General features: G+C 68.6%; 20 protein-coding genes. 7 read left to right on the top strand and 13 right to left on the bottom strand.

Annotated features, from left to right (window positions below; all coding sequences use genetic code 11):
• Positions 1-9 precede the first annotated feature (9 nt).
• The 3 genes from PotMrB4_RS19930 to PotMrB4_RS28315 all read right to left on the bottom strand — a co-directional run bounded on the left by PotMrB4_RS19930 (position 10) and on the right by PotMrB4_RS28315 (position 2,608).
• Positions 10-480, bottom strand: a complete 471-nt coding sequence (locus PotMrB4_RS19930) for a DUF2271 domain-containing protein (protein WP_044412218.1) — start codon at positions 478-480, stop codon at positions 10-12.
• A gap of 114 nt (positions 481-594) precedes the next feature.
• On the bottom strand, positions 595-1,785 hold the full coding sequence (locus PotMrB4_RS28320; RefSeq protein WP_232060743.1) for a TerD family protein: 1,191 nt from the start codon (positions 1,783-1,785) through the stop codon (positions 595-597).
• The gene (locus PotMrB4_RS28315) at positions 1,775-2,608 is read right to left on the bottom strand and encodes a hypothetical protein (RefSeq protein WP_232060742.1); all 834 of its coding nucleotides are present in this window, start codon (positions 2,606-2,608) and stop codon (positions 1,775-1,777) included. Before PotMrB4_RS28315 ends, PotMrB4_RS28320 begins: the two co-directional genes overlap by 11 nt.
• A 263-nt stretch (positions 2,609-2,871) precedes the next feature.
• Here PotMrB4_RS28315 and PotMrB4_RS19920 point away from each other — a divergent pair, with 263 nt between their 5' ends.
• Positions 2,872-5,844, top strand: coding sequence for a WG repeat-containing protein (locus tag PotMrB4_RS19920; protein WP_172434301.1), 2,973 nt, complete (start codon positions 2,872-2,874; stop codon positions 5,842-5,844).
• Positions 5,845-5,878: 34 nt separating this feature from the next.
• Here the strand turns inward: PotMrB4_RS19920 and PotMrB4_RS19915 are convergent, their stop codons facing one another.
• Positions 5,879-7,375, bottom strand: a complete 1,497-nt coding sequence (locus PotMrB4_RS19915; protein WP_172434300.1) for an aldehyde dehydrogenase family protein — start codon at positions 7,373-7,375, stop codon at positions 5,879-5,881.
• Positions 7,376-7,850: 475 nt separating this feature from the next.
• On the opposite strand from PotMrB4_RS19915, the gene PotMrB4_RS19910 reads away from it, so the two are divergent.
• Together PotMrB4_RS19910 and PotMrB4_RS19905 are read left to right on the top strand one after the other, a co-directional pair.
• A complete protein-coding gene (locus PotMrB4_RS19910) occupies positions 7,851-8,978 on the top strand; it encodes an IS481 family transposase (protein ID WP_172434299.1) in 1,128 nt (375 codons plus the stop codon).
• A gap of 376 nt (positions 8,979-9,354) precedes the next feature.
• Positions 9,355-9,816, top strand: a complete 462-nt coding sequence (locus tag PotMrB4_RS19905) for a GNAT family N-acetyltransferase (RefSeq protein WP_044412206.1) — start codon at positions 9,355-9,357, stop codon at positions 9,814-9,816.
• A gap of 37 nt (positions 9,817-9,853) precedes the next feature.
• Here PotMrB4_RS19905 and dctM read toward each other — a convergent pair whose 3' ends face one another.
• The 4 genes from dctM to PotMrB4_RS19885 all read right to left on the bottom strand — a co-directional run bounded on the left by dctM (position 9,854) and on the right by PotMrB4_RS19885 (position 14,489).
• A complete protein-coding gene (gene dctM / locus PotMrB4_RS19900) occupies positions 9,854-11,137 on the bottom strand; it encodes a C4-dicarboxylate TRAP transporter large permease protein DctM (RefSeq protein ID WP_044412203.1) in 1,284 nt (427 codons plus the stop codon).
• On the bottom strand, positions 11,134-11,781 hold the full coding sequence (locus PotMrB4_RS19895) for a TRAP transporter small permease (protein ID WP_172434298.1): 648 nt from the start codon (positions 11,779-11,781) through the stop codon (positions 11,134-11,136). Before PotMrB4_RS19895 ends, dctM begins: the two co-directional genes overlap by 4 nt.
• A gap of 66 nt (positions 11,782-11,847) precedes the next feature.
• Positions 11,848-12,843, bottom strand: coding sequence for a C4-dicarboxylate TRAP substrate-binding protein DctP (gene dctP / locus PotMrB4_RS19890; RefSeq protein WP_160481620.1), 996 nt, complete (start codon positions 12,841-12,843; stop codon positions 11,848-11,850).
• Between the two features lie 317 nt (positions 12,844-13,160).
• A complete protein-coding gene (locus PotMrB4_RS19885; RefSeq protein ID WP_172434297.1) occupies positions 13,161-14,489 on the bottom strand; it encodes an alginate export family protein in 1,329 nt (442 codons plus the stop codon).
• A 396-nt stretch (positions 14,490-14,885) separates the two neighbouring features.
• On the opposite strand from PotMrB4_RS19885, the gene PotMrB4_RS19880 reads away from it, so the two are divergent.
• Positions 14,886-16,385, top strand: coding sequence for an APC family permease (locus PotMrB4_RS19880; protein WP_107331650.1), 1,500 nt, complete (start codon positions 14,886-14,888; stop codon positions 16,383-16,385).
• Positions 16,366-16,947 carry a DUF3156 family protein gene (locus tag PotMrB4_RS19875; protein ID WP_172434296.1) on the top strand — a complete coding sequence of 194 codons (582 nt, stop codon included), beginning with the start codon at positions 16,366-16,368 and terminating at the stop codon, positions 16,945-16,947. Before PotMrB4_RS19880 ends, PotMrB4_RS19875 begins: the two co-directional genes overlap by 20 nt.
• An 8-nt stretch (positions 16,948-16,955) precedes the next feature.
• On the opposite strand, the gene PotMrB4_RS19870 is transcribed toward PotMrB4_RS19875, so the two are convergent.
• The gene (locus PotMrB4_RS19870; RefSeq protein ID WP_172434295.1) at positions 16,956-17,921 is read right to left on the bottom strand and encodes an ATPase; all 966 of its coding nucleotides are present in this window, start codon (positions 17,919-17,921) and stop codon (positions 16,956-16,958) included.
• A gap of 133 nt (positions 17,922-18,054) precedes the next feature.
• On the opposite strand from PotMrB4_RS19870, the gene PotMrB4_RS19865 reads away from it, so the two are divergent.
• Positions 18,055-18,243, top strand: coding sequence for a hypothetical protein (locus tag PotMrB4_RS19865; RefSeq protein WP_107331784.1), 189 nt, complete (start codon positions 18,055-18,057; stop codon positions 18,241-18,243).
• Between the two features lie 235 nt (positions 18,244-18,478).
• Positions 18,479-19,429 (top strand): transcriptional regulator FeaR, encoded by a 951-nt coding sequence (feaR, locus tag PotMrB4_RS19860; RefSeq protein ID WP_044412177.1) that lies wholly within the window; start codon positions 18,479-18,481, stop codon positions 19,427-19,429.
• A gap of 72 nt (positions 19,430-19,501) precedes the next feature.
• On the opposite strand, the gene PotMrB4_RS19855 is transcribed toward feaR, so the two are convergent.
• The 4 genes from PotMrB4_RS19855 to PotMrB4_RS19840 all read right to left on the bottom strand — a co-directional run bounded on the left by PotMrB4_RS19855 (position 19,502) and on the right by PotMrB4_RS19840 (position 23,749).
• The gene (locus tag PotMrB4_RS19855) at positions 19,502-20,611 is read right to left on the bottom strand and encodes a class II histone deacetylase (protein ID WP_172434294.1); all 1,110 of its coding nucleotides are present in this window, start codon (positions 20,609-20,611) and stop codon (positions 19,502-19,504) included.
• A complete protein-coding gene (locus PotMrB4_RS19850) occupies positions 20,608-21,825 on the bottom strand; it encodes an MFS transporter (RefSeq protein WP_394354004.1) in 1,218 nt (405 codons plus the stop codon). Before PotMrB4_RS19850 ends, PotMrB4_RS19855 begins: the two co-directional genes overlap by 4 nt.
• On the bottom strand, positions 21,809-22,678 hold the full coding sequence (locus PotMrB4_RS19845) for a transporter (RefSeq protein WP_172434292.1): 870 nt from the start codon (positions 22,676-22,678) through the stop codon (positions 21,809-21,811). Before PotMrB4_RS19845 ends, PotMrB4_RS19850 begins: the two co-directional genes overlap by 17 nt.
• 87 nt (positions 22,679-22,765) lie before the next feature.
• Positions 22,766-23,749 carry a helix-turn-helix transcriptional regulator gene (locus tag PotMrB4_RS19840; protein WP_172434291.1) on the bottom strand — a complete coding sequence of 328 codons (984 nt, stop codon included), beginning with the start codon at positions 23,747-23,749 and terminating at the stop codon, positions 22,766-22,768.
• Positions 23,750-23,802 lie beyond the last annotated feature (53 nt).

Below are 23,802 nucleotides of genomic sequence, written 5' to 3'. Positions count from 1 at the left end.
GCCCTCCGGTCAGAGGTCGTAGCGCAGGGATTGCACGTAGCCGTTGCCGCTCACCGGCTTTCCGGCGCCGTCGCGGGTCAGCGGCACCACCACGTCGGCGCGCACGTCACGGTGGTCTTCCACGGCGCTGTCGATGCGGATCTGGTAGCCGGCGTCGATCAGGTTGTCCGCCACCTCGGCGCTGATTTTGAGGGTGCCGCCGCTGCCGACGCTGGCGCCGGTCAGCCCGTCGAACTCGCTGGCCTTGAGCCCGCTGCCGCGGGCCCAGTCGGTGAGGTGGCGGTAGTACTTGGCCTTCTTCCCGGCGACCCAGAGGGTCTGCTGGTACTGGCCCTGGGCATTGGTGAGGTAGACCGCGAGGTAGGCGTCGTTACCGCTGTAGTCGGTGAGGTCGGCCTGCAGGGTGACTTCGCGGGCCTGGGCGATGCCCGAGACCAGCAGGGCGCTGGCGAGGCCGGAGGTGGTGAGGAGTCTGTTCATGGCAAGGGTCCGGGTGGCGGGAGATGGACACAGCCTGAACCCCTTGTCTGAAACCTGGCTTAAGCGGCCTGAAAAATGTGTGAAAGGCCGTGCACGCCCCGGGTGGGGCGCGCCTCAGAGGAACTCGGCGCGGATGCGGTCGAGGTCCAGCGGGTCGATGTCGCCGTCGGGCCCGAAGCGCAGGTCGGCCTCGGCGGGGTCGTCCACCTCGCTGCCACGGGCCTCGGCGTGCAGCTCGAACAGGGTGTGGAGGTCCGGCGTGGCCAGGTCGCTCATGGCCCGGAGCATCAGGGCGATGCCGCTGAGGTTGTTGGCCACGTTGTTCCAGCGCGGGTAGCCACCCAGACCGATGTCGGTCCAGATCACCTGCTGCGCTTCCAGGTCGAGGATGAACGGCAGGCAGGTCTGCTGGTCGCTGGCCAGGTCCAGGCGGTCTTCCACGGTGCGTGCCTCGAAGGGCTCGCCGGAGTTCACCTGGTCACGGGCCATCCAGCCGGCGAAGCACTCCGGCAGGTCGCAATAGGGCTGCCGGGTGTAGCTGTTGATGCAGGTGACCACGAAGCGGATGCCGCGTGTGCGCAGCAGCTCCAGGTCCAGGTCGATGAATTCCGCTGCGCCTTTCGGAGCGTCGACGATGTCGCCGCTGTGGTGCCCGCCGTAGTGGCGCAGGTTGTAGAAGGACACCACGTCGCGGTAGCCGAAGCCGCCGTCGAAGAAGGCCGCCGAGAGGTCGATGTCGGTGCGCTCGCGGCCGTTGGTCCACCAGAGGAACAGGCGGATGAAACGGGTGTCCGGCAGCGGCAGGCGGCTGCCGCGCACCAGGGTGCGCAGTGCCTTGGCGGCCGAGCGCTGGGCCAGCGGCACCTTCAGGTCTGCCAGCGCCGGATCCAGGTAGCAGCGGCCCAGCGGAGGGCGTGTGGCGAAGCGCGCCACCAGGGCCGCGCGCAGGTGCGCGATGACCTGGGTGCGCAGCGTGCCCGGCAGTGCCGCGCGTTGCTCCGGCGTGCACCAGGCGCGGGCGGCGTCGCCCTTGGGGAAGAAGGTGCGCAGTGCGGCCTGGCCGCGGTGCTGGAAATGCGCGAGGGCCTGCAGCAGCACAGCGGTGGACACCTGCTCGGCCACGCGGGCGAAGGTGGCGAGGACGTCCTCGGGTTGGTCGCCGCTGCGCAGCAGGTGGTCCAGCCGACGGGCCAGCTCACCGGGGCGGGTGCGCAGCAGGCGGGTGGCGTCGGCGCTGTGGCCCGCCGCCAGGGCCTGTTCGACGCGGCTGTTGAACCCTTCGAAGGGGCGGTCTTCACGCAGCACCTGGAAGGCGTCCCAGGCGCTTCCAGCGTTCCTTCCAGCGCAGCATGTCTTCCACCGGCGCCGGGCAGGCTTCCAGCAGCCCCAGCAGCAGGCGCCGCTCGCGCCGTGCAAGGCCCTTGAAGCGGCAGGCCTGGGCCAGGGAGGCATCGCCCTCGCACAGGCACACGGCCAGGCGCAGCACATCGGTGGCGGTGCGCAGCTGGGCCCGGGCAAAGGCCTCGGCGCCATCGAACGGCCCATGGCGCAGCAGCAGCGCGGCGATCAGCGCGAGGTTTTCCTTGAACGGGATGCTTGCCGGCAGCAGCCGCATCACCCCCTCGCCATAGACGCTGACGAAGGTGCGCAGGTCGTCCCGGTCCTCCACCGACAGCGAGCTGCTGGAGGCGGCCAGGCGGGTGAAGATCGCCTCGCGCTCGGCCACGCTGCCCAGGCGGATCAGCCGGGGCGCGCGGCCGTGCAGCAACGGCACGGGCGCGTCCGGTGTGGCCGGGTGTTCGCGAAGCAGGGTCAGGTAGTGCTGCACCGCGCGCTGGTACAGCGCGTACTCGGGCACCTGGCGCACGCTGCGGGGGAACTCGGGGAACAGGGGCCGGTACTGCCGGTGGGCACCGGTGAGCGCGGCCAGGGTGGTGCGCAGTTCCACCAGCACCTCGGCCAGTTGCGCCGTGGACTGGGTGGCCAGCCGCTCCACCAGGGGCTCGTCGAGCACGAAACCGAGGTTCTCCACCTCCTGCTGCACCATCACCACGTCCCTCGGGCTGGCACCGCCGGCCCCGGGCTCCAGTACGAAACGACGGCTGCGCCGCAGGAAGAGTCCGTTCACATCAGCTCCTGGAAATGAAAAAGCCCACCAGGCGGTGGGCGGTGTGGAAAGCGGGCACCCTAGTTTCAAAGGTAGAAGGAAGGACGCCCATAGCCACGGCGTGATGATAGTGCGGCCCTGGCCGGCAGGAAAACCGCCGAAGTTGCGAAGCTTCGACGCCTTCGCATTTCCAGGGGCGGCGCTCTGGTGGCGCTGCCCGCACCGCGCCATCATTGCGCGTTTTTTCGCAGACCCTCAGGGGGGATGACGGCATGGAGCAGGGCATGGCATGGGAGGCGGCTTCGGGCGCCTGGTTGCACCTCGGGCAGGACGAGGCGCCGCCGCGCTGCGTGGCCTTCTGTGGCGAGGTCCCGGCGTTGTGGCTGGTGCTGCTGGGCGGTGCCCGCGAGGTGCCGGCCGTCACCCCGGCCACGGCGGGCTACCAGGTGCCGGTCATTGGCCTGCGGGTATCGCTGGAACAGGCCCTGGCCAACTGGCAGCGGCTGAGCGAGTGGCTGCAGGCACACCCGCAGTTCTACCGCGTGCCCGCCCTGGGCCTGTGCCTGGGGGCGGTGGAGGCGTGGTTGCGGACGGCAGCTGAGGGCCAGGACACGGCCTGGCTGCAGGGTGACCTGGATGCCGTTTCCGGGCCGTTCGACCGCAACGCCCCCTCGCGCAGCGGCTTCTGGCGCTGGAATGCCGATGACCGGCTCCAGGCCCTGGCCGATGGCTCGGCGGACCTGCACCGCCTCACCGGCGTGATGGATTTCGAGGCGCTGGGCGAGTGGCACCGTGGGTTCGGCTTCGGCACCCTGCGCCACCTCTGGTTCGAGGCCCTGGGGCAACTGGATGGGTTCGCCGCGTTGGAGCACCCCTTCCCGGCGCTGCCGCCCTGTGAGCCGGTGGAACATGACCCCTGGTGGGAGCACAGCTACCGGGCTCACGCCCAGGGTGATCGCTGGGGCCTGGTCAACCAGGCGGACGGCACCTGGCACGAGGCCCCGCGCTGGGACGCCATCCTGCCGGACAGCCACAGCTTCATCCGCGTCTGGGTACGCCAGGGCGCGCTGTGGGGTGTGCTGCAGATCGAACCGGCGGTGGAGCTGCTGCTGGCCCCGCAATTCGACGCGGTGGTGGACAGCGCCTGTGACGACCACATGGTGGCCAGCCAGGGCGGCCTGCTGGGGCTGATGCACATTCCCAGCGGCCAGTGGCGGCTGCCGCCGCGCTTCCACGAGCTGCGCCGGGAGACCGAAGACCTGCTGCGGGCCCGGGAGGGTGCGCACTACGGCTTCCTCGACCTCGACGGTCAGTGGCGGGTGCCGCCCCGTTACCAGGACACACGGCCCTTCGGTGGCACGCTCGCCTTCGATGCCCCGGGCCTGGCCTGGGTGATGGCGGAGGGCCGCTGGGGCCTGCTGGACGAGCAGGGCCAGGAGCGCCTGGCCTGCCGCTACGACCAGGTGGAGTGGCGGCAGGAGCATGACCATCGCGGCTGGCGCGTAGGGCGGGACGGCCGCCAGGGCTGGGTCGGCATCGACGGCCGCGAGGCGGTGCCCTGCGAATGGGACGAGGTGGACTGCTACGAGCCCTACCAGCACCCCCTGCAGGCCGAGGGCATCTATCGGGTGACCCGCAACGGCCTGCACGGCCTGTTGCCGGCGCTGGGCGACTGGCGCGTGGCCCCGCGCTACACGGAGATCGAACCGCTGGGGCTCGGCCAGGGGGCCGCGCCGTTGCCGGTCGACCCCTGGCGCAGTGCGCCGGAGCCGGACGGCAGCCTGGCGGCGTGGATCGCCGAGGGCGGTGGCGAGCCCGGCGCGCCGCGGCTGCTGATCCGTGTGCGCGACCAGCAGGGGTGCGCGGTGATCGACGAACGCGAACGGCAGTGGGTGCCGCCGTCGCCGGGGCTGGTGGAAACCCTGGGCAACGGCAGCCAGCGCTGGCTGAAGCGAACCGATGAGCAGGACCGCCAGCAGCTCTGGAGCCTGGCCCGTGGCGAGCCCGCGCTGCCCGGCTGGCACGCCGGGGTCGAGGTGCTGGAGCTGCCGGACCAGCCGCTGCTGCTGACCTTCGAACGCCTCGACGGCCCCGAGGGTTTCAGCCTGGGCCTGCGCCTGTGGCGGGAAACGGGCGAACCTGCGCTGGAGGGCTGCTTCAGCGCCCTGGCGGGCCAATCGTTCTGGCTACCACGGTTGGATGACGACACCCGCGAACAGCTGCTCGAGGCCTGGAGCCGTGGGCAGGACGTACCGGCCGAGGCCTGGGAGGCGGGGCAGGCACAGCCCTGTTTCGTCCGCCCCGGCCAGCCCCGGCAGAGTGCCCAGGCGGCCTGGCAGGCGCGCTACCAGGCCGGCGACCTGCAGGCCGCGTTGGCCCTGTCGCGCCTGGCCGCTTCCCCCACGGAGGCCTACGCCTGGGCCCGCCGGGCTTGTGCACTGGACGGCGGCACGGGCACGCCGAGCGCGGGCGCCTGGTTGCAGTTGACGCGCCTGGCGCTGCAAGGCGCGGGCGGTGATGAGGCCCTGCCGGCGGCCCGTGACTGGGTGGCCCGGGTGCGGGCGTCGGAGCCTGAGCTGGACGAAGGCTTCGAGGCCTCGGCCCTGGAGGCACGCCTGTGGCTGGACCCGGCTGCAGGCCCGGTGGATGGCGCGCGGGCCCTGGCGGCGGCCGATTACCTGGTTGCGGTGACCGGCACGACCCAGGCGCTGCACCACGAGGGGCGCTACCTGCTGGGGCGCTGCCACCGTGAGGGGCAGGGCACAGCGGTGGACCTGGACGCCGCCCGCGAGCACTGGCGCATCGCGGCCGCCGACGGCCATGGCGCCGCCACCCGGGCGTTGGTGGAACTGCTGGCCGAGCAGGCCTTGGCCGAGGACGACCAAGCCGCCGCCGAGCGCCTGTGGCTGGAGGCCCGGCAGCACGCCTGGAATTACCTGGAACACCCCGGCGACGCCGGTGACGCGGCGGTGATCAGCGCCTTGCACGGGTTCTGTGGCGAGCTGGAACTGCTCAGCGAGCCCCTCGATTGGGCCGCCGCCGAATACCACCTGTTGCAGGCCGCCGAGGGGGGCCATCTGCCTGCCATGGGCTTGCTGGCAGTGGAGGTCTATCGCCGACGCGGGAGCCCACTGCGGGACGGTCGCCAGGCCCGTGCCTGGGCGCTGCGCCATGCCGAGGCCAGTGGCGCGCTGCCGGCGGAAGCGCCGGCCGCCTGGCGCTGGCTGCTGGGCTGGTTCCTCTGGCTGCGGGGGTGAGGCATGGGCCGCCCCGGAGGGCGGCCCGTGGGCATCAGTAGGTGATGCACACCGACTTCAGCTCGGTGAAGCCTTCGATGGCGGCGCGGCCGAACTCGCGGCCGATGCCGGAGTGCTTGTAGCCGCCGAAGGGCAGGTTGGGGTCCACCGGGACGTGGTTGTTGACCCACACGGTGCCGGCCTCGATGCGCGGGATGAGGTCCATCACCCGGCCCAGGTCGTTGCTCCAGATGCTCGCGGCCAGGCCGTAGGGGCTGTCGTTGACCATCTCCACGGCCTGGTCCAGGTCGGTCCAGGGCAGCACCGACAGCACCGGGCCGAAGATTTCCTCACGGGCCGGGGTCATGGACTGGCTGACGTTGGCCAACACGGTGGGCTCGACGAAGAAGCCCGGCAGGTCCGGCTGGCCGCCGCCGATGCAGACCCGCGCGCCCTGTTCCCGGGCCTGGCCCAGGTGATGCAGGACGTGCTGCTGGTGGCGGCGCGAGACCAGTGCGTTGATCTGCGCCTCCGGGTCCAGGCCGGGGCCGACCTTCATGCCGGCGACACCGGCGCAGAGCGCCTCGACGAAGGCGTCGTAGCGGCTGGCATGCACGTACAGGCGCGAGGCCGCCGCGCACACCTGCCCCTGGTTGAGCAGGCCGCCGCCGATGGCGCCGGCCACGGCCTGGTCGATGTCGGCATCGGGCAGCACCAGCATGGGGTTCTTGCCGCCCAGTTCGAGGGTGAAGCGGGTCAGGTTGTCCAGCGCCGCGTGGCCGACCTTGCGGCCGACGGCGGTGGAGCCGGTGAAGGACACCTTGTTCACCAGCGGGTGGGCCACCAGGGCGGCCCCGGCGTCGGCCCCGCCCACCAGCACGTTGAACACCCCGGCCGGCACTCCGGCCTGGAGCGCCAGTTCGGCCAGGCGCAGGGCGGTCAGGGGAGTCTCGTCTGCCGGCTTGATGACGATGGTGCAGCCGCAGGCCAGCGCCGGCACCACCTTCCACAGGGCGATCATCATCGGGAAGTTCCACGGCACGATGCCGGCCACCACCCCGGCCGGCTCGCGGCGGGTGTAGGCGTTGAAGCGCGCGCCGGCGGGCACGGGGATGGACACGTCGAGGGTCTGGCCTTCGATCTTGGTGGCCCAGCCGGCCATGTAGCGCATGTAGTTCACCGAGGCGCCCACTTCCACCGCGCGGGCCAGGTGGATGGACTTGCCCTGGTTGAGGGTTTCCAGCTGGGCCAGTTCCTCGCCGTGGGCCTCCACCAGGTCGGCGAAGCGCAGCAGCACCCGCTCGCGCTCGGCCGGGACCAGGCGGCTCCAGGCGCCGGAGCGGAAGGCAGCGCGGGCGGATTGCACGGCGGCATCCACCTGGTCCAGGTCGGCCTGGACGGTCTGTGCCAGCACCTCGCCGCTGGCGGGGTTGTGGATCGGCCGCAGGGTGCCCTGGGCGGGTTGCTGCTGGGCGCCGTCGATGAACGAGGCGTGGTGGCGGGCGACGAAGGCGTCGACGGCGGGCAGGGTGGGAATCAGTGCGTGGCTCACGGGCGGCTCCGGGTTCGAGGCAGTTCAGGGATGGCCCGGAAAGGGCGTTCCCCAGCTTACGAACCCCGCTGCGGCCCGGCTTGACTCTGCCTGCCAGGCGCACATGACCCTGCGTGCAGGGGCAGCGCCCCGTCACCCAGCGGCAACAGCACTGGCACGCAGGGTCAAGCCAGCCCATGGCGGCTGGGCGATAGTGGGCCTGCCGCTCGTGGGCGGCAGGCTTTACTTCATCAGCGCTCCGTTTTTCAGTTTTTGTGCCGCCGTGTTGGTCACCGGCGGCTTTTTTTATTTACCAGTGCCGCGTTGTCGGTCAGTTCGTGGCCAAGCCGATCACCGCGTTCTGGTGATGTTTCCCGTTTCGCTCTCCCGAGCGAGTCCCTTTTCCAGTCGTTTGTACGGACCGGAGACATAGCTGACGGGTGTGCGGAGACATGGTTGACACTTTCCGGCAAGCCAGCCTTGCCGGGTCACCACCATGCCTTGGAACACGAGAGACGCTATGGGCCTAAAAGCAGAGTTCATTGCCCTGGCACTTCTTCCCGACAGCAACCGAAGGGAGCTGTGCCGTCGTTTCAACATCAGCCCGCAAACAGCCTATAAATGGCTAAAGCGATATGTCGCGGAAGGCGCTGCGGGTTTACAGGAGCAATCCCGGCGACCGCGCAGTAGCCCTCGGCAAGCGTCTGCAGAGATCGAGGCGCAAGTGCTGGCCCTTCGACGAGCACATCCAGCCTGGGGTGGGCGCAAGATCAGTCATGCTCTGGGCTGTTGTGTTGCGCCCAGTACGGTGACGAACATCCTGCATCGCAACAATTTGGTCGAATCGCCTGCATCGGAAGCGAAGAAGCCCTGGCAACGCTTTGAGCACGAAGCGCCTAACGACCTTTGGCAAATGGACCTCAAAGGGCACTTCCAAACCCACCAAGGCCAATGCCATCCCCTGACGCTGATCGACGACCACTCTCGTTTCAGCCTCGCCATTCAGGCGTGTGCCAATGAGAGACGACAGACAGTTCAGGAACGCCTGATAGAAGTGTTCAGGCGATACGGCTTGCCAGAGAGAATCAACACCGACAATGGCGCGCCTTGGGGCTCCCCGCGTAACCCTGGCGAGCTTTCGGAGCTTGGTGTCTGGTTGGTCAGCCTGGGAATTCGACTGAGCTTCAGCCGTCCCTACCATCCGCAAACCAATGGCAAGGATGAGCGTTTCCACCGATCCCTCAAACTGGAAGTTCTCAAGGGTCGGCATTTCCATGATCTGGCTGAAGCCCAATCAGCCTTTGATCGCTGGCGGGAGATCTACAACCAGCAGCGTCCGCATGAGGCCCTGTCTTACCAGGTTCCTATCAACCGCTATCGGACGAGCCCCTGGAAGTATCCCGAACAACCAACAGAGTTCGAGTACGGTCTGGATGATGTGCTGGCGAAGGTCTACCACAGCCGTTTCCGCTTCAGAAAACGCTACTTCCGCATTGCCAAGGGATTGGCTGGGAAAGTGATAGCAATACGTCCGCACTCAGATGCCGAACATTTGTTCGATGTGTACTTCTGCCACCAACTACTTCGGACCATTGACCTGAATGACCCTGAGTGCAGTCCATAATGCGTCAACCATGTCCCCGTACATGTGTCCACCATGTCTCCGGTCCGTACACAGTCGTTGAAAAGGAACCAAAAAACTTGCCCCTGCATCCAGCCCGACTGCGTCGGGTTCCCTCCCTCCCTCCATCGTCGCTCCAGGGGCCCGCGCTGACGGGCCATCCCTGGCCCGGCAGCGCTCTCGCGACATCCATGTCGCTCAACCCCTTCCACGACGATTCCGCTCGGCCTCCTGAAGGGGCGAGTTTCGCTGCCCGACCCTCTGAGCCAGTTACGACCACAGCATGCGCTTTGGGCTCGCTGTGTCGGAGCTTGCTTGAAGCGACGTGAGGCGCCGCGTAGGTTGGTGGGCCGGACTGATAGCCCCAAGGATGATGACCATGGCCCTCGTGCGTGTTGCCCGTTCCGATGATTTGCCGGCTGCGAGTGCGGTGTGCCTGGCGGCGTTCCGTGGCCGGGTGGCGCCGACACTGGGGGCGGAAGGGGTGGCCACTTTCGAGGCGCTGGCGCAGCCCGAGGCATTCGCGGCGCGGCAGGCCGGGGGTAATCGGTTGTGGGTGGCCGAGCACGCGGGGCGGGTGGTCGGGGTGGTGGAGCTGCGTGAGCAGCGGCACCTGTCGATGCTGTTCGTCGACCCGGGCTGCCAGGGGCAGGGCATCGGCCGGGCGCTGGTGCAGGCCGTGGTGCCGGCGGTGCTGGCCGAGGGGCTGACGGTGAATGCCTCGCTGACCTCGGTGGAGGCTTATCGGCGCTTCGGTTTCACCTGCACGGGCGAGGTGTTCGAGCAGCGTGGCCTGGTGTGCCAGCCGATGGTGCTGGCGCTGGAAGATCGCGCGCCCTGAACGCAGAAAGCCCGGCAGGGCCGGGCTTTCTCGGGGATCAGTTCATGCCGATCCAGTTGGGCAGGACCAGGGAGATCCAGGGGACGTAGGTCACCAGCACGAGGAAGCCGAGCAGGATCAGCAGCCACGGCATGGCGGCGCGGATGGTCTGGGTCAGCGGCATGCCGGTCACTGCGGAGGTGACGAACAGGTTGAGCCCCACCGGTGGCGTCACCAGGCCGATCTCCAGGTTCACCACCATGATGATGCCGAGGTGGATCGGGTCGATGCCCAGCTTCATGGCGATGGGGAACAGGATGGGCGCGAGGATCAGGATGATCGCCGACGGTTCCATGAACGCCCCGGCGATCAGCAGCACGATGTTCACCACCAGCAGGAAGGTCACCGGCGTCAGGCCGGCATCCAGCACCCAGGCAGTGATCTGCTGCGGCAGCTGCTCGGTGGTCAGCACGTGGGCGAAGAGCATGGCGTTGGCGATGATGAACATCAGCATGATCGACAGCTTGCCCGACTCCAGCAGCACCTTCGGCACTTCGCGGAAGGTCATGTCCTTGTAGACGAACAGCGCGATGAACGCCGAGTACACCGCTGCCACGGCGGCCGCTTCGGTGGGGGTGAACATGCCCGAGTAGATGCCGCCGAGGATGATCACCATCAGCAGCAGGCCCCAGATGGCACGGCGGGCGGCGGTCAGCCATTCGCGGAAGGTGGCGCGGGGCAGGGCGGGGAGGTTCTTCTTCACCGCGACGATGTAGATGGCGATCATCAGCACCACGCCGAGCATGATGCCGGGCACGACGCCGGCCATGAACAGCTTGCCCACCGAGGTCTCGGTGGCGGCGGCGTAGACCACCATGACGATCGACGGCGGGATGAGGATGCCCAGGGTGCCGGCGTTGCAGACGATGCCGGCGCCGAACGACTGCGGGTAGCCCGAGCGCACCATGCCGGCGATGGCGATGGAGCCCACGGCGGCGACGGTGGCGGGGCTGGAGCCGGAGAGCGCGGCGAACAGCATGCAGGCCATGACGGCGGCGATGGCCAGGCCGCCACGGATGTGGCCGACGCAGGCGTTGGCGAAGTCGATCAGCCGACGTGCGACGCCGCCGGTGGTCATGAAGGCGCCGGCCAGCAGGAAGAACGGGATCGCCAGCAGGGTGTAGTGCTCGGAGGTCTCGAACAGCTTGATGGCCAGCGAGCGCACCGAATCCGGGCTGAACAGCATGATGGTCACGGAGCCGGCCAGGCCCAGGGACACGCCGATGGGCACGCCCATGAACATGAGCAGGAACAGCAGGAAGAACAGGAACAGGACGGTCATTTCGAGTCTTCCTTGTGCGTGCCGTCGTCGTGGTCGCTCAGCTTGACCGCCTCGGCGGCTTCATCCGCGAGGCCGAGGCCGGTCTGGCGGCCCTGCAGGATGCGCACGAGGACTTCGGCAAAGCGGATGAACACCAGGGCGAAGCCCAGGGGCAGGATCAGGCCGATGTGCCACTGCTGGATGCCGTAGTGGCCCAGGTCTTCGGCGCCGATGCCGGCGGTGAACAGGGTCTGCACCCATTCGAAGCTGGCGGTGCCCATCAGCCCGGCATAGGCCAGGCAGCACAGGCAGGCGAGGATGCCGATGATGCGCTGGGCCGGACGGGGGAACAGCTTGACCACGGCGTCCACGCCGATGTGGCCGGCGGTGCGCACGCCGTAGGCGAGGCCGAAGAAGATCAGCCAGGCGAACAGGGCCTTGGTCAGCGAGTTGCTCCAGGTCATGGCCTGGGCCATGGCGAGGATGGAGTCGCCGATGCCGAACAGGGTTTCGCTGGCCGACTCCCAACGGTCCGCCAGGTTGTAGAAGAGGGTGTAGAGGTTGTTGAGGATGACGTAGACGAAGGTCACCAGCGTCATGGCCGCCAGGAGGAAGGCGATGAAGGCCTCCTCGAAGTGGTCCCAGACGCGCCGGAGGGCGTTCATGGAGATTCTCCCGATGGCAGGAAGGACGACGGATGCGGGGCCTTGCGGCCCGCACCCGTGGTGGTCTTACGGGGCCTGGTTGGCGGCCTCGGCGGCCTTGATCAGGTCGGGGCCGATCTCGGCTTCGAACTTCTTCCACACCGGCTTCATGGCTTCGCGCCATTCGTTGCGCTGCTCGGGGGTGAGTTCGATGATCTCGCTGGTCTTGGCGTCGATGATGCGCTGCTTGTCGCCCTGGTTGAGGGCTTCGGCCTGCTTGTTCACCTCTTCGGTGACTTCGACGGTGATCTTCTCCAGCTCGCTGCGGACATCAGCCGGCAGGCCGTTCCAGAACTGGGTGTTGGTGATCAGCATGTAGTCCAGCACGCCGTGGTTGGACTCGGTGATGTACTTCTGCACCTCGTGCATCTTCTGCGAGTAGATGTTCGACCAGGGGTTCTCGGCACCATTCACCACGCCGGTCTGCAGGCCCTGGTAGACCTCGGCGAAGCTCATCTTGCGCGGGTTGGCGCGCACGGCCTTGAACTGCTCTTCCAGCACGGCGGAGGCCTGCACGCGGAACTTCAGGCCGCGGGCGTCCCTGGGCTCGCGCAGCGGCTTGTTGGCCGAGAGCTGCTTCATGCCGTTGTGCCAGTAGCCCAGGCCGGTGATGTTCTTGCTCTCCATGGACTTGAGCAGCTTCTGCCCTTCGGGGCTGTGCTGGAAGCGGTCAACGGCCTGGATGTCGTTGAACAGGAAGGGCAGGTCGAACAGCTGCACCTGCTTGGTGTACTGCTCGAACTTGGCCAGGGACGGGGCGATCATCTGCACGTCGCCCAGCAGCAGCGCTTCCATTTCCTTGCCGTCGCCGAACAGCGACGAGTTGGGGTAGACCTCGACCTTCACCTTGCCGGCCAGACGCTCTTCCGCGAGCTTCTTGAACAGCAGCGCACCCTGGCCCTTGGGCGTGTGCTCGGCGACGACGTGGGAGAACTTGATGACGATGGGGTCAGCCGCATGGGCCAGACCGGCGGCGCCCAGTGCGAGTGCACAGGCGAGGGCTTTCAGAGCAGGTTTGAACATGGGATGCATCCTCTTGTTGTTCTGGGTTGGAACGGTCGTTCCATCATTCCTTTGGAGACAACAAGAGAGTCCAGGCGCCATCCCCGGGGTTGGAGGTGGTGCAAAGGGCGCGGCTTGACTGTCGTTCTTGTTGGCTCGCGGCCTCAGGTGGAGCAAGGGTTGTGCCAGGGGGTGGCGGGACGGGAAGGCGCGGGGACGCTGGGCTGTGCGTCAGGGGTGGGATGTGCTGTGGCGGAAAACCGCCATATTCGGTCTTTTTGATGGCGGATTCCCGCCATGAAGGGCGCGGAGCGGCTGGCGCGCTCCGCGCCGTTTCTTCAGAACATCACGGCCAGGGTCAGCTGGCTGTAGACGTTGGTGCCGTTGCCGCCGACCTGGTTGCCGCCGCTGGTTTCGTCACGGTCGGGGCGGTAGAGGCCGACCAGGGGGCTGATCAGCAGGTGGTCGTTGACCGCCCACTCCAGGTACAGGTCCAGCTCGCGGCCGTCGAGGTTGAGCTGCTCGTGGCGGTCCAGGGTGTTGAAGTCGAAGTACAGGACGCCGAGGGTGAGGTTCTCCAGGGGCTTGGCCTTCAGGCCGACATGGTGGATGCCGGTGTTGCGGTTGAACGGGCCGGCGTAGTTGGAGGCCACTTCGCCCTGGAACCAGGTGCCGTAGCCGCTGGAGAAGCCGTTGAACATCGAGTCCCAGTCCTGGGAGTAGCGGCTGTAGCGGTAGGTGAGCTTGGGCGCCCAGGCGACGTCGGCGAAGGTGTAGCCAGCCTCGGTGTACCAGGCGGTTTCGCGGCCGGCGTCCTTGTTCTGCCAGGCGTATTCGAAGCCGAAGCTGGCGTTCTCGATGCCGGCATCGCCTTCGCCGCGCAGGCTGTAGATGTCCATGCCTTCACGCTGCTTCTGGAAGTCGCTGGCCCACTGGTCGGTGACGTCGAGGCCGTGGATCCAGGTCAGCCCCAGGGTGCCGGCCTTGCCGGTGTAGTCGAGGGTGCCGGCGGCCAGCTCGGTCTCGGCCTGGGCGCGGTTGTCGGACTTCAGCCAGAGCACGCTGCCGTGCAGGCCGTCCTGGCCGCCCAGGCGCAGCACGGCGGTGCGGTCGAAGGCGTGGCGGGCGGCGATGTAGTAGGCGCCGCCGCGGTCGAGGGCGCCGTCGGCCGGGCCTTGGCCGAGGTTGGGGCCGTCGTCGTTGATGAGGAAGCCGGTGCCCAGCTTGACCACCTGGCGGCCGAAGGAGACGTCGATGCCGTCCTCGCCCAGCGCCGGCACCAGGTTGGCGGAGCGCCAGCCCAGGTTGGCGTCTTCGATCTTGGTGGTGCGCTCGCGGCCGAGGGTGTTGCCCGCCGGGTCGCCGTCGCCCCAGGTGGCCGAGCTGACCCAGTTGAGGGCGCCGTAGAGGGTGCCGTTGCCGGCCAGGCCCTGGGTGCCGCTGACGCCGTACTTGATGAAGCCCTCGCGCCAGGTGGAGCCGCCGGAGGTGCCGTCGTAGTTCTTGCGGCTGTTCATCATGCCGTAGACGGCCAGCAGGTCGGCGTTGAGGTGGGTGTCTTCATCGGCGTAGAACTCGTAGGCGCGCGCGCCCTGGCTGGCGGCGAGCAGGGCCGCGCCCAGGGCGATGGCCTGTGCCAGCCTGTGCAGTCGGATCGGGTGCCCCATGGTGTGTCTCCCTTGCGTGGTGTTGTGCGTCCGGGGCGTCGGCCCCGTGGTGGGTTGGCATGCCGTGGCGCGGGGCGACGGCGGGGGCATTTGTGCGCCGATGGGGCTGGGCCGTCTTGTCCGTCCCTGCCAGGCGCTTGACCGCGCCGGACGTGGCCTGGCGGATGTCAGCCAGCTACAAGAGGGGCGGCACGCAGGGGCAAGACGCTGGCGCGGGGCGGGGGCAAAGTGACCCGGACCCTGCACCGTTGCGCCGGTTTTGCGCAGCCCGGTGGGGGCGACAGACGGGCCTGGCGATGCGCCGAATGGCTGATAGGGGAACGGGGGTTGCCTTCATGCTCTGGCCAGGCCGGTGTCACGACAAATCAGAACAACAGACTCCGAGGTCCACCCACCATGTCGCTCAATGAACAGCTCAGCGTGCACCTGAGCCGAGGCTCGGTCGGCTTCCCGACGGCCCTGGCCAGTACCATCGGCCTGATCATGGCCAGCCCGGTCATCCTCACCGCCACCATGGGCTTCGGCATCGGCGGCAGCGCCTTCGCCATCGCCATGCTGATCGCCCTGGTGATGATGCTGGCGCAGTCCACCACCTTCGCCGAAGCCGCGTCGATGATCCCCACCACCGGCTCGGTGTACGACTACATCTCCTGCGGCATGGGGCGCTTCTTCGCCATCACCGGCACCATTGCGGCCTACCTGATCGTCCACGTGTTCGCCGGCACCGCCGAAACCATCCTCTCCGGGGTGATGGCGCTGGTGAACTTCGAGCACCTCAACACCCTGGCCGAGTCGGCAGGCGGTTCCTGGCTTTTGGGCGTGGGCTTCGTGGTGGTGTTCGGCATCCTCAATGCCTTTGGCGTCAGCGTGTTCGGCAAGGCCGAGGTGATCCTCACCTTCGGCATGTGGACCACGCTGATGGTGTTCGGCGTGCTCGGGGTGCTGGCCGCGCCGGCGGTCGAGCTGGACGGCTGGTTCGGCGCCTCCCTGGTGGGCACCGATGTGGTCACCGTGCTGTCCCTGGTGGGCATGGCGATGTTCATGTTCGTCGGCTGCGAGTTCGTCACCCCGCTGGCGCCGGACCTGCGCAACTCCGCCCGCACCATGCCCCGTGCCATGGCCCTGGGCCTGTGTGGCGTGGCCTCGTGCATGTTCATCTACGGCGCGGCGATGAAGCGCCAGGTGGAGAACGTGCTGCTGGACGAGGCCACCGGCGTGCACCTGCTGGATACGCCGATGGCCATTCCGCATTTCGCCCAGCAGGTGATGGGCGACATCGGGCCGATCTGGCTGGGCATCGGTTTCCTCTTCGCCGGGGCGGCCACCATCAACACCCTGATGGCCGGGGTGCCGCGCATCCTCTATGGCATGGCGGTGGATGGCGCGCTGCCGAAGGTCTTCGCCTACCTGCACCCGCGCTTCAAGACCCCGGTGCTGTGCATTGCCGTGGCGATGCTGATTCCCTGCGCCCACGCGGCCTACCTGGGTGGCAATGCCGACAACATCGTGCCGCTGATCCTCGCGGCGGTCTGCGCCTGGGGCACGGCCTACCTGCTGGTGACGATCTCGGTGGTGCTGCTGCGCCTGCGTCGGCCGGACCTGCCGCGTGCCTACCGCTCGCCGTTCTTCCCGCTGCCGCAGATCGTCTCCAGCGTCGGCATCCTCATCGGCCTGTGGTTCATCGCCCCGCCAGGCATGAGCCGCAGCGACGTCTACGTGCCCTTTGCCGTGATGCTCAGCCTGACCGCCGCCTACGCGCTGTTCTGGACCCTGGTGGTGCAGCGGGTGAACCCGTTCCGGCCGGTGCCGGTGGAGGAGATCCTGGCGAAGGAGTTCAGCCACGAGCCGGGCATTCACCCTGCGGAGTTCCCGGGCCATGTTGCAAAGGCTGTCTGACCGGCTGGGCTGGAACCGCGCACCCTCGGGCTACCGCCCGGGGGTGACCCTGGCCCACCTGCGGCGCGACCTGTCCGGGCTGGACTGCGAGCCGCTGGGCCCCGGCCTGGCGCGCTTCGTGACGGCGGACGGGGTGCCGTTCGAGGCCCGCGAGCGCACCCAGTCCGAGCTGTTGATGCACCTGGTGCTGGTGGAGTTCTCCCTCTGTGTGCCGTCCCGCGAGGAGGGCCCCGCGCGGTTGGCGCTGTGCCACACCGGGCTGGTACGTCGAGAGGGGCTGGCGATCCGCCGCATGGCGGGTCAGGGCGAGACGCTGGAGGCGCTGGTGCACGCGCTGGAAAGCGACCCGGCGCTGAAGGCGGCGCTGATGCCGCTGGATTTCAAGCGCCTGGAGCTGGAGCGCACGGGCAGCACCTGGCAGGTGCGCCTGGAGCACATGGGGGCCAGCGAGGTGGTCAACCGCATGCCGGCCTTCCGTCGCTACATCCGCCTCGACGGGCCGCAGCGGGCCCTGCTGCTGGATGCGTTGCAGGCCCTGGCGCGGCTGCTGGCGCAACATTGAGGGCCGACTCAGTCCTCCGGTGTGGAGACCTTCTTCTTCATGCCCGGTATAAGCACCAGCTGGCGCAGGTCCGCCACCTTCAGGTCGATGCTCTTGCCGCTGGGGGACAGCGCCAGCTCGCCCATGGCGAACACGCGGAAGTAGTCCACCTCCTCCCGCAGCAGGCTGTCGAGGTAACCCCGGAAGCGGTAGGCGTCCATCTGCTCCTTGGCGATGTAGAGGAACACCGGCTTGTTGTCGATGCGGTCGTAGAACTTCAGCTTGAAGCCGCTGCCGTAGCGGTCCACCAGCAAGGCACCGCCCTGCAGCACGCGGTTGGCATTGCCCAGCCGGGCGTAGCGGATGGCCTTGAAGTAAGCGGCGAGGGGCATCTCGCCTTCACCCACCACCCGCAGGCGCATGGCCTTGAAGTCCTCGTCGGACAGCTCCAGCCGTGCCTGCCGGTAGCACTCCACCAGGCGCTCCAGGCTGCTGGTGCGCTGGTTGGCGGAGGCGCGCTGGCGGGGCGTGCCGGCGCCTTCCTGCGGCTTGGCAGGGGCGGGGTTCGGTGCGGGCTTGGTGGCTGCAGCAGGCTCCTGGCCGGCCGCGGGGCGCTCGGCCAGGGGCTCGAACACGTCGATGTAGTCGTGCAGCTTGCGCCGCGCCTGGCGCAGCCGGGCCTCGGCTTCGCTCTCGCCGGGCAGGCGGCCTTCGGCGTCCTCCTCCTCGGTGCGCATCCACTCGCAGTCGGGGGCGTGGGGCGAGTGGGGGTTCTCGCGGAAGTGGGCGGCCTTGTAGGTTTCGTTCGGCTGCTTGTCGTAGTTGGCCGCCGTCACCTTGGTGCCCAGCGCGCGGCAGGCGGGGTTGGAGCAGAGGAAGTCGAAGCGGCTGCGCGGCTCCGGCAGGGAGAAGTACGCCCGCCGGGCTTCGGCGATGGACAGCACCTCGTCCAGCTGGACGCAGTAGGCGCGGGTGATGGGGGCTTTGCTGGGCATCCGAGCGGTTCCCTGGCTGGAGGCAAGAGCAGCGATTATGCCGGCCCCGGCGGTGGCGGAAAACGGTTGGCTGGAGTGTGCGCCGAGGCGGTGCTAGGGTCGTGGCGTTCGTGCATTCAACAAGGAGTGAGTCATGGCATCGCACAAGCTCAAGGGCGCTAGGCCCGTCGGCAGCGCCCGCTCGAAGGGCCGGGGAGGGCAGGCCGTACCCGGCAACCGCCAGGGCCGCGCTCCGCGCAAGACCCGCTCGGGGGTGCCGGCGCTGTTGATCGCCGGCGGGATCGTGCTGCTGGTGATCGGCCTCGCGGTACTGACCCGCTGAGGCGGTTGGCGTGATCCAGAAGAGCCCCGGCCATCTTGCCGGGGCTTTTGCATTCAGAGGGGCTGATGGGGCCGGAAGGCTCTGTAAAGGGCGCTTGCCGAGGGGCTGGCCGGGCTGTTTCCGATTGGCACCAAACCTGCACAGGACGTGGCGTTGAGCCGCTGTTGCGCCTTCATCGATAACATGTTAACTATTCGCCGACAACAACAAGACAGCCACCCCAATGGAGGTGCCTATGAACGCCGCTCTCGCCGCCCAAGACGGTCTGGATGGCTGGAAAGCCGCGCTGCAAGCCATCTGCGGGAAGTTCGAAACCCAGATCGCCTTCAACCGCTCGCTGTTCATCGGCGACATCTCGCTGCGTGATCATTCCGGCCTCACGATGGCGCACCTGCGCACCAATGCCGGGCTCATTGCCCGCTCGTCGAACAAGGCCGACCACGACAACGACCAGCACTGCTTCCTGGTGAGCCAGCGCAGCGGGCATTCGCAGATCAGCCAGGACGGCGTGGCCATCCACCTTGCCCCCGGCGAGATGCTGCTGATGGATTCGGTCGGCTCCTGCGAGATCACCCCCTTCGGCCTGATTGAGCATTGCTCGCTGTCCCTGCCGCGTCGCGAGGTGGAGCAGGTGGTGAAGCAGCGCACCTTCGGCAAGATCCCCTCAGGTTGCTCCAGCGGGAAGATGTTGCACCTGCTGATGGACCAGCTCTGCCGCGAGGGCGAGGGGCCGGGCGAGGCGGGTGAGCGCGAGGCCATGCAGAGCGCCTTCATCTCGCTGCTGGCGCCGGCCATGGCCCAGTCCGACGAGGAGCTGCCGAGCAGCGAGCCCCTGCACGGCGCCAGCCTGCGCAGCCATGTGCAGAAGCTGATCGACGATTCCCTGTCCCAGCCCAACCTCACGCCGCTGGGGTTGGCCAATCGCCTGAACATTTCCGTGCGCCACCTCTACCGGCTGTTCGAGGAGCAGGGCGACAGCGTCTGCCGCTACATCCAGCGTTCGCGCCTGCAGCGCAGTGCCGCCGATCTGGCCAACCCGACCCTGCGCAGCGAGTCCATCACCGCCATCGCCTACAAATGGGGCTTCACCGACTCGGCGCATTTCAGCCGTTCGTTCAAGAAGCACTTCGAGCGTTCGCCGAAGGACTATCGTGCGAGCGCTTTGATGGTGGCCGGCGGTCGCTGAGCCGCCGCCCCCTGAACGCACAGCGCCGGACGGCCACGAGGACCGCCCGGCGCTTTCGTTTGCAAGCGGTGATCAGGCCAGGCGCGTGGCCAGCGCCTCCACCTGTTGCTCAAGGAACGCGGCGAAGGCCGCGCCCGGTTGTTGCAGGCCGATGAACTCCAGCAACGGGTCCTCCACCGCCGTCCTCACCCCCGCCAGCGTCTCGATGGCCGCCAGCCCGCAGAAGGGCACGTAGGCTTCCGCATACCCCCCTTCGTGGACCAGCACCAGGCGTCCGTCGCAGAGCTGGTCCGCCGCTTCCAGCAGCAGGGCGGTCATCTGCCGGAAGGAGTCGCTGTGCAGCTGCATGCGCGCCAGCGGGTCCACCGCGTTGGCGTCGTAGCCGCAGGCCACCACGATCAGCTGCGGGCGGAAGCTCGTCAGCGCCGGCACCACGATGCGGCGCATGGCATGCAGGTAGGCGTCGTGCCCGCTGCCGGCCGGCAGCGGGATGTTCAGGTTGAAGCCCAGCCCGTCGCCGATGCCCCGGTCCTCCACGCCGCCGTAGCCGGGTGGGAAGCAGTTCTCCTGGTGCAGGGACAGGGTCAGCACATCGCTGCGGGCCTCGTAGATGGACTGGGTGCCGTTGCCGTGGTGCACGTCCCAGTCCACCACCGCCACCCGCTCGATGCCGTGGCGCGCCCGCGCCGCCTCGATGGCGATGGGGATGTTGGCCAGCAGGCAGAAGCCCATGGCCTGGTCCGCCAGGCAGTGGTGGCCCGGCGGGCGGGAGAGGGCGTAGGCGTTGTCCGCCTCGCCCCGCAGCACCCGGTCCACCGCCTCGATGGCCAGCCCGGCCGAGCGCAGGGCGATGCCGTAGCTGCCCGGGCCCACCGGGGCTTCCGGGCCCAGCTCACCGCCGCCGGCATCGCTCAACTGGCGGAAGCGCTCCAGGTAGTGCGCCGGGTGGATGCGCAGCAGGTCCGCCTCGGTGGCGGGCGCGGCGCTGCCCATCTGCAGGTGCTCGGCAAGCCCGGAAACCTCCACCAGGTTCTTCAGCCGGCGCTTGGTCTCGGGGGATTCGGCGAACCCGGCGGCGGCCGGCGGTTGCACCCAGCCGCCCACCGGCAGGGTCAGCGCGCGCATGCCGGCGCTGTGCCAGAAACAGTGTTCATCGGAAAGAAAGGCGGTACGGCGACTCATGAGGTGGCTCCAGTGGGATCGAGAGGGGTGAGCGCGGCGCCGGTGGGGCGACGTGCCAGGTGCAGGGCGAGGAACGACAGCAGCAGGCAGCCGGCGCTGACCGCCAGCATGCCGCTGTAGCCCAGCGGGCTTTCCAGCAGCGGCCCGGCGACAGCGGGGCCCAGGGCCAGGCCGCCGCCGATGACCAGGTTGACGCTGTTCATCAGCCGGCCGCTGCGGTCCAGGTCGGCCAGGCAGGCCAGGATCAGCGGCAGGACGAAGGTCCAGGTGTATTTGAACAGCAGCGCCGCCACCGCGAAGCGCAGGGTGCCGGGCAGCCCCAGCAGGAGCAGCACCGACGCCGCCATGGCGGCGTAGCCCAGCACCAGCGGCAGCCCCCGGGGCCAGCGCCCGCCGATCAGGGTGACGGTGGTGGAGCCGGCGATGCCCAGCAGCGAGGCCACCGCCAGCAGGGTGCGGGTGGTGTCCGGGTCGACGCCGGCCCGTTCGGCCAGGGCGCCTATGAAGGTCCACACCCCGCTCAGGCCGATGTAGAAGGCCAGCACCGCAAACAGCCCGCACCAGGCGCGCAGGCGCGAGGGACTGGCGACGGCCTGCACGCGGGCCTCCGGCGCCTTCATCCCGGCCGGGAAGGCGCGGGTCAGCGGCAGGCACAGCAGCATCATCCCGGCCAGCCCGAGGTACAGCGAGGCCAGGCCAAAGTGCGCGAACAGCAGCGGCAGCACCCAGAGCCCCACTGCGCCCAGCACCAGCTGGCCGATCAGCCAGAAGCCATAGACCCGGTCACGCTGGTCGCTGGCCACCGCGCTGGCGATGCACAGCACCATCAGCGTGCCGCCGGCCAGGGCGCTGGTGAAGCGCAGGCCCATCAGCAGGGGCAGGTAGGTCTTGTCGGTGATGAAGGCCGAGGCCAGGTTGACGGCGATGAACAGCAGGGCCGCGACCCGTGCCACCCAGCGCCAGTCCAGGCGCGTCTGCCAGAGGTAGGCGGGCAGGGTGGCCAGGCTCATGGCCGCCAGCTCGATGGAGAACAGCTGGCCGATGGTGGCGGCACCCAGGCCGAGCTGGTGGGCCAGCTGGGTGGCGATGGCGGGCGCGGCCATCAGCACCAGAGGCACCACGGCGGCGAACAGCACGATGGCGCAGAGACGCTCGCGGGGCAGCCCCGCCGATTCCTGTGTGGTCATGGCGGGGCCCTCAGAAGACGTGGACATAGCGCAGCAGCACGTTGCTCTGCTCGAAGGCGTTGGTGGTGGCGACGTTGCGGGTCACCCCCAGCAGCACCTGGTTCTGCCGGTCCAGCCAGTGGCCCACCTCGAAGCCCACCTGGCTGTAGCGCTGGTGGGTGTTGTCCAGGGTCCGGCCGTTGAGTTCCAGTTCGCCGCCGTCGGCGTGGATCAGGCGCAGGGCGCCGTAGGTGCTGGGGGTGAAGTCGTAGGAGGCGAAGGCCTGCAGGCGGTAGAGCGGCTTCTGTTCCAGGTCCTGGCCGAAGTAGTCGTCGTTCTTGCCGTAGAGCTGGGTCTCCAGGTTGGCTTCGAGCATCCAGCGTTCGCCGATGCCCTGGGTGTAGTTGTAGTTGAGGTGCAGGGCCCAGCGGTTGGCACCGGGGGAGGCATCGGGGTTGCGCCCGTGGTACTCGCCCAGGGGCACGCTGAGCATGGTCAGCAGGCCGCTGTAGGTGCGGCGCTGCGGGTCGTTGATGAAGAACAGCGTGCCGCCCACCTGGGGATCGCCTAGGCCGCGTTCCGAGCTGCGGCTGGCGCTGCCCGGCGTGCGGATGTCGATGTCGGCGTAGGAGACGATGAACTGCGGCGTGCACAGCGTGCCGCAGAGGTCGGTGAATATCAGTTGGCGCCAGGCGAAGGCGTTCACCGCCAGGTCGGCCTTGCCGCTGGAGCCGGGGCCGTGGAATTCGCTGGCGCGGGTCATGGGCAGGTAGCCGACGCCGAGCACGGTGCCGACCGGGGCGGAGACGAAGTCCCGCGCGTTGAGGTCGGCGGCATGGGCCGGGGCGGCCAGCGCCAGGGGCGCGAGGGCGAGCAGGAGCGGAGTACGGCGGGCAAGCATGGGGCGGTCCTCGGATTGTGGTGGGCAAAGGGGCTCCGTCCCGCCGGGCGGACCGGCAGGTGGAGCAGACAGGGGGAGGGGCGGGCGTCAGCCCGGGGCGCGGTGCAGCAGCTGGCTGATGCCGGCCTTGCCGTTCACGCCGAGCTTGTCGTAGATGCTGCGGATGTGATGGCGCACGGTGTTGGGCGCCACACCCAGTTCACGGGCGATTTCCTTGTAGGTGCGGCCGCTGCCGAAGCGCTGGGCGATCTCCGCTTCGCGGGCACTGAGGCGGGCCATCGCCGGTGTGCGACGGGCGCTGAGCAGGAACAGGTCGCCGACCTGCTTGGACTGCAGGCACAGGTTGCGCCCGCTGAAGCCCTCGGGCCTGACCGCGTCCGGCAGCTGCGGCCCGTTCCACTGCGGCCACTCCCCCAGCAGCAGGTCGACGAAACCGGGCTCGGCGTAGTGCAGCAGGCCGTGCCTATCGCCCACCGCCAGCGCCGTGGCGGTGGGGCCTTCGAGGCTTTCCCGGTGGGTGACCAGGCTGCGCAGCTGGTTCAGCCCTTCGGCGGCCACCAGGTGCGGCATGCACAGGTCGAAGAGGAAGCGCTCCTGGGCGTTGAACGGCGCAGCCCCCTCGCGGCGGTAGAGCGCCAAGTGCACGCTGAGGCGGCTCTGCGGGTCCATGTGCACCCCGCAGAGCAGCTCGCGGAAGCCGTGGCGCTGGCCCAGCCAGCGCAGGCCGGGGGAGCTGGCGTCGGACTGGGTGTCGATGATCACCGAATGGCCCGGGTCGGCGTGGGTGCGCTGCACGGTCGGGTCCTGGTCGCGGATGGTTTGCCAGTCCGCCAGGTAATGGCTGGGCAGGTTGTAGAGCTGGGTGCTGTGCTCGCAGGGCAGGCCGTCGATCAGGGCGGCACGGCCCCACCAGGCCTTGTCGAAGTCGATCAGCTGGCGCAGGCGCGACAGCACGCCGGCGTGGAAGCGCTGCATGGCGCGTTCCTGGGCCAGGCGGGTGAGGTCCAGCAGCAGGGCGTTGTAGGCGCCGATCAGCCGGGATGGGATCTGGATATCGGTGAGTGCGGACATGCAAAGCACCTCGCTGCGACTTTGTTGTTTTTGTAGTCATCAGTGGGCGGCCG

This window comes from Metapseudomonas otitidis, from assembly GCF_011397855.1.
Taxonomy (GTDB): Bacteria; Pseudomonadota; Gammaproteobacteria; order Pseudomonadales; family Pseudomonadaceae; genus Metapseudomonas; species Metapseudomonas otitidis.
This window is presented reverse-complemented; position numbering and strand designations above follow the sequence as displayed.

What these genes read in the sequence shown, in the direction of transcription:
- PotMrB4_RS19855 (WP_172434294.1), bottom strand. Translation starts at nt 20,611, where the DNA reads ATGAGTCGCCGTACCGCCTTTCTTTCCGATGAACACTGTTTCTGGCAC.
- PotMrB4_RS19850 (WP_394354004.1), bottom strand. Translation starts at nt 21,825, where the DNA reads ATGTCCACGTCTTCTGAGGGCCCCGCCATGACCACACAGGAATCGGCG.
- PotMrB4_RS19910 (WP_172434299.1), top strand. Translation starts at nt 7,851, where the DNA reads ATGCCTTGGAACACGAGAGACGCTATGGGCCTAAAAGCAGAGTTCATT.
- PotMrB4_RS19845 (WP_172434292.1), bottom strand. Translation starts at nt 22,678, where the DNA reads ATGCTTGCCCGCCGTACTCCGCTCCTGCTCGCCCTCGCGCCCCTGGCG.
- PotMrB4_RS19875 (WP_172434296.1), top strand. Translation starts at nt 16,366, where the DNA reads ATGTTGCAAAGGCTGTCTGACCGGCTGGGCTGGAACCGCGCACCCTCG.
- PotMrB4_RS19865 (WP_107331784.1), top strand. Translation starts at nt 18,055, where the DNA reads ATGGCATCGCACAAGCTCAAGGGCGCTAGGCCCGTCGGCAGCGCCCGC.
- dctP (WP_160481620.1), bottom strand. Translation starts at nt 12,843, where the DNA reads ATGTTCAAACCTGCTCTGAAAGCCCTCGCCTGTGCACTCGCACTGGGC.
- PotMrB4_RS19885 (WP_172434297.1), bottom strand. Translation starts at nt 14,489, where the DNA reads ATGGGGCACCCGATCCGACTGCACAGGCTGGCACAGGCCATCGCCCTG.
- PotMrB4_RS19920 (WP_172434301.1), top strand. Translation starts at nt 2,872, where the DNA reads ATGGCATGGGAGGCGGCTTCGGGCGCCTGGTTGCACCTCGGGCAGGAC.
- PotMrB4_RS19840 (WP_172434291.1), bottom strand. Translation starts at nt 23,749, where the DNA reads ATGTCCGCACTCACCGATATCCAGATCCCATCCCGGCTGATCGGCGCC.
- feaR (WP_044412177.1), top strand. Translation starts at nt 18,479, where the DNA reads ATGAACGCCGCTCTCGCCGCCCAAGACGGTCTGGATGGCTGGAAAGCC.
- PotMrB4_RS19895 (WP_172434298.1), bottom strand. Translation starts at nt 11,781, where the DNA reads ATGAACGCCCTCCGGCGCGTCTGGGACCACTTCGAGGAGGCCTTCATC.
- PotMrB4_RS19930 (WP_044412218.1), bottom strand. Translation starts at nt 480, where the DNA reads ATGAACAGACTCCTCACCACCTCCGGCCTCGCCAGCGCCCTGCTGGTC.
- PotMrB4_RS19880 (WP_107331650.1), top strand. Translation starts at nt 14,886, where the DNA reads ATGTCGCTCAATGAACAGCTCAGCGTGCACCTGAGCCGAGGCTCGGTC.
- PotMrB4_RS19870 (WP_172434295.1), bottom strand. Translation starts at nt 17,921, where the DNA reads ATGCCCAGCAAAGCCCCCATCACCCGCGCCTACTGCGTCCAGCTGGAC.
- PotMrB4_RS19905 (WP_044412206.1), top strand. Translation starts at nt 9,355, where the DNA reads ATGGCCCTCGTGCGTGTTGCCCGTTCCGATGATTTGCCGGCTGCGAGT.
- dctM (WP_044412203.1), bottom strand. Translation starts at nt 11,137, where the DNA reads ATGACCGTCCTGTTCCTGTTCTTCCTGCTGTTCCTGCTCATGTTCATG.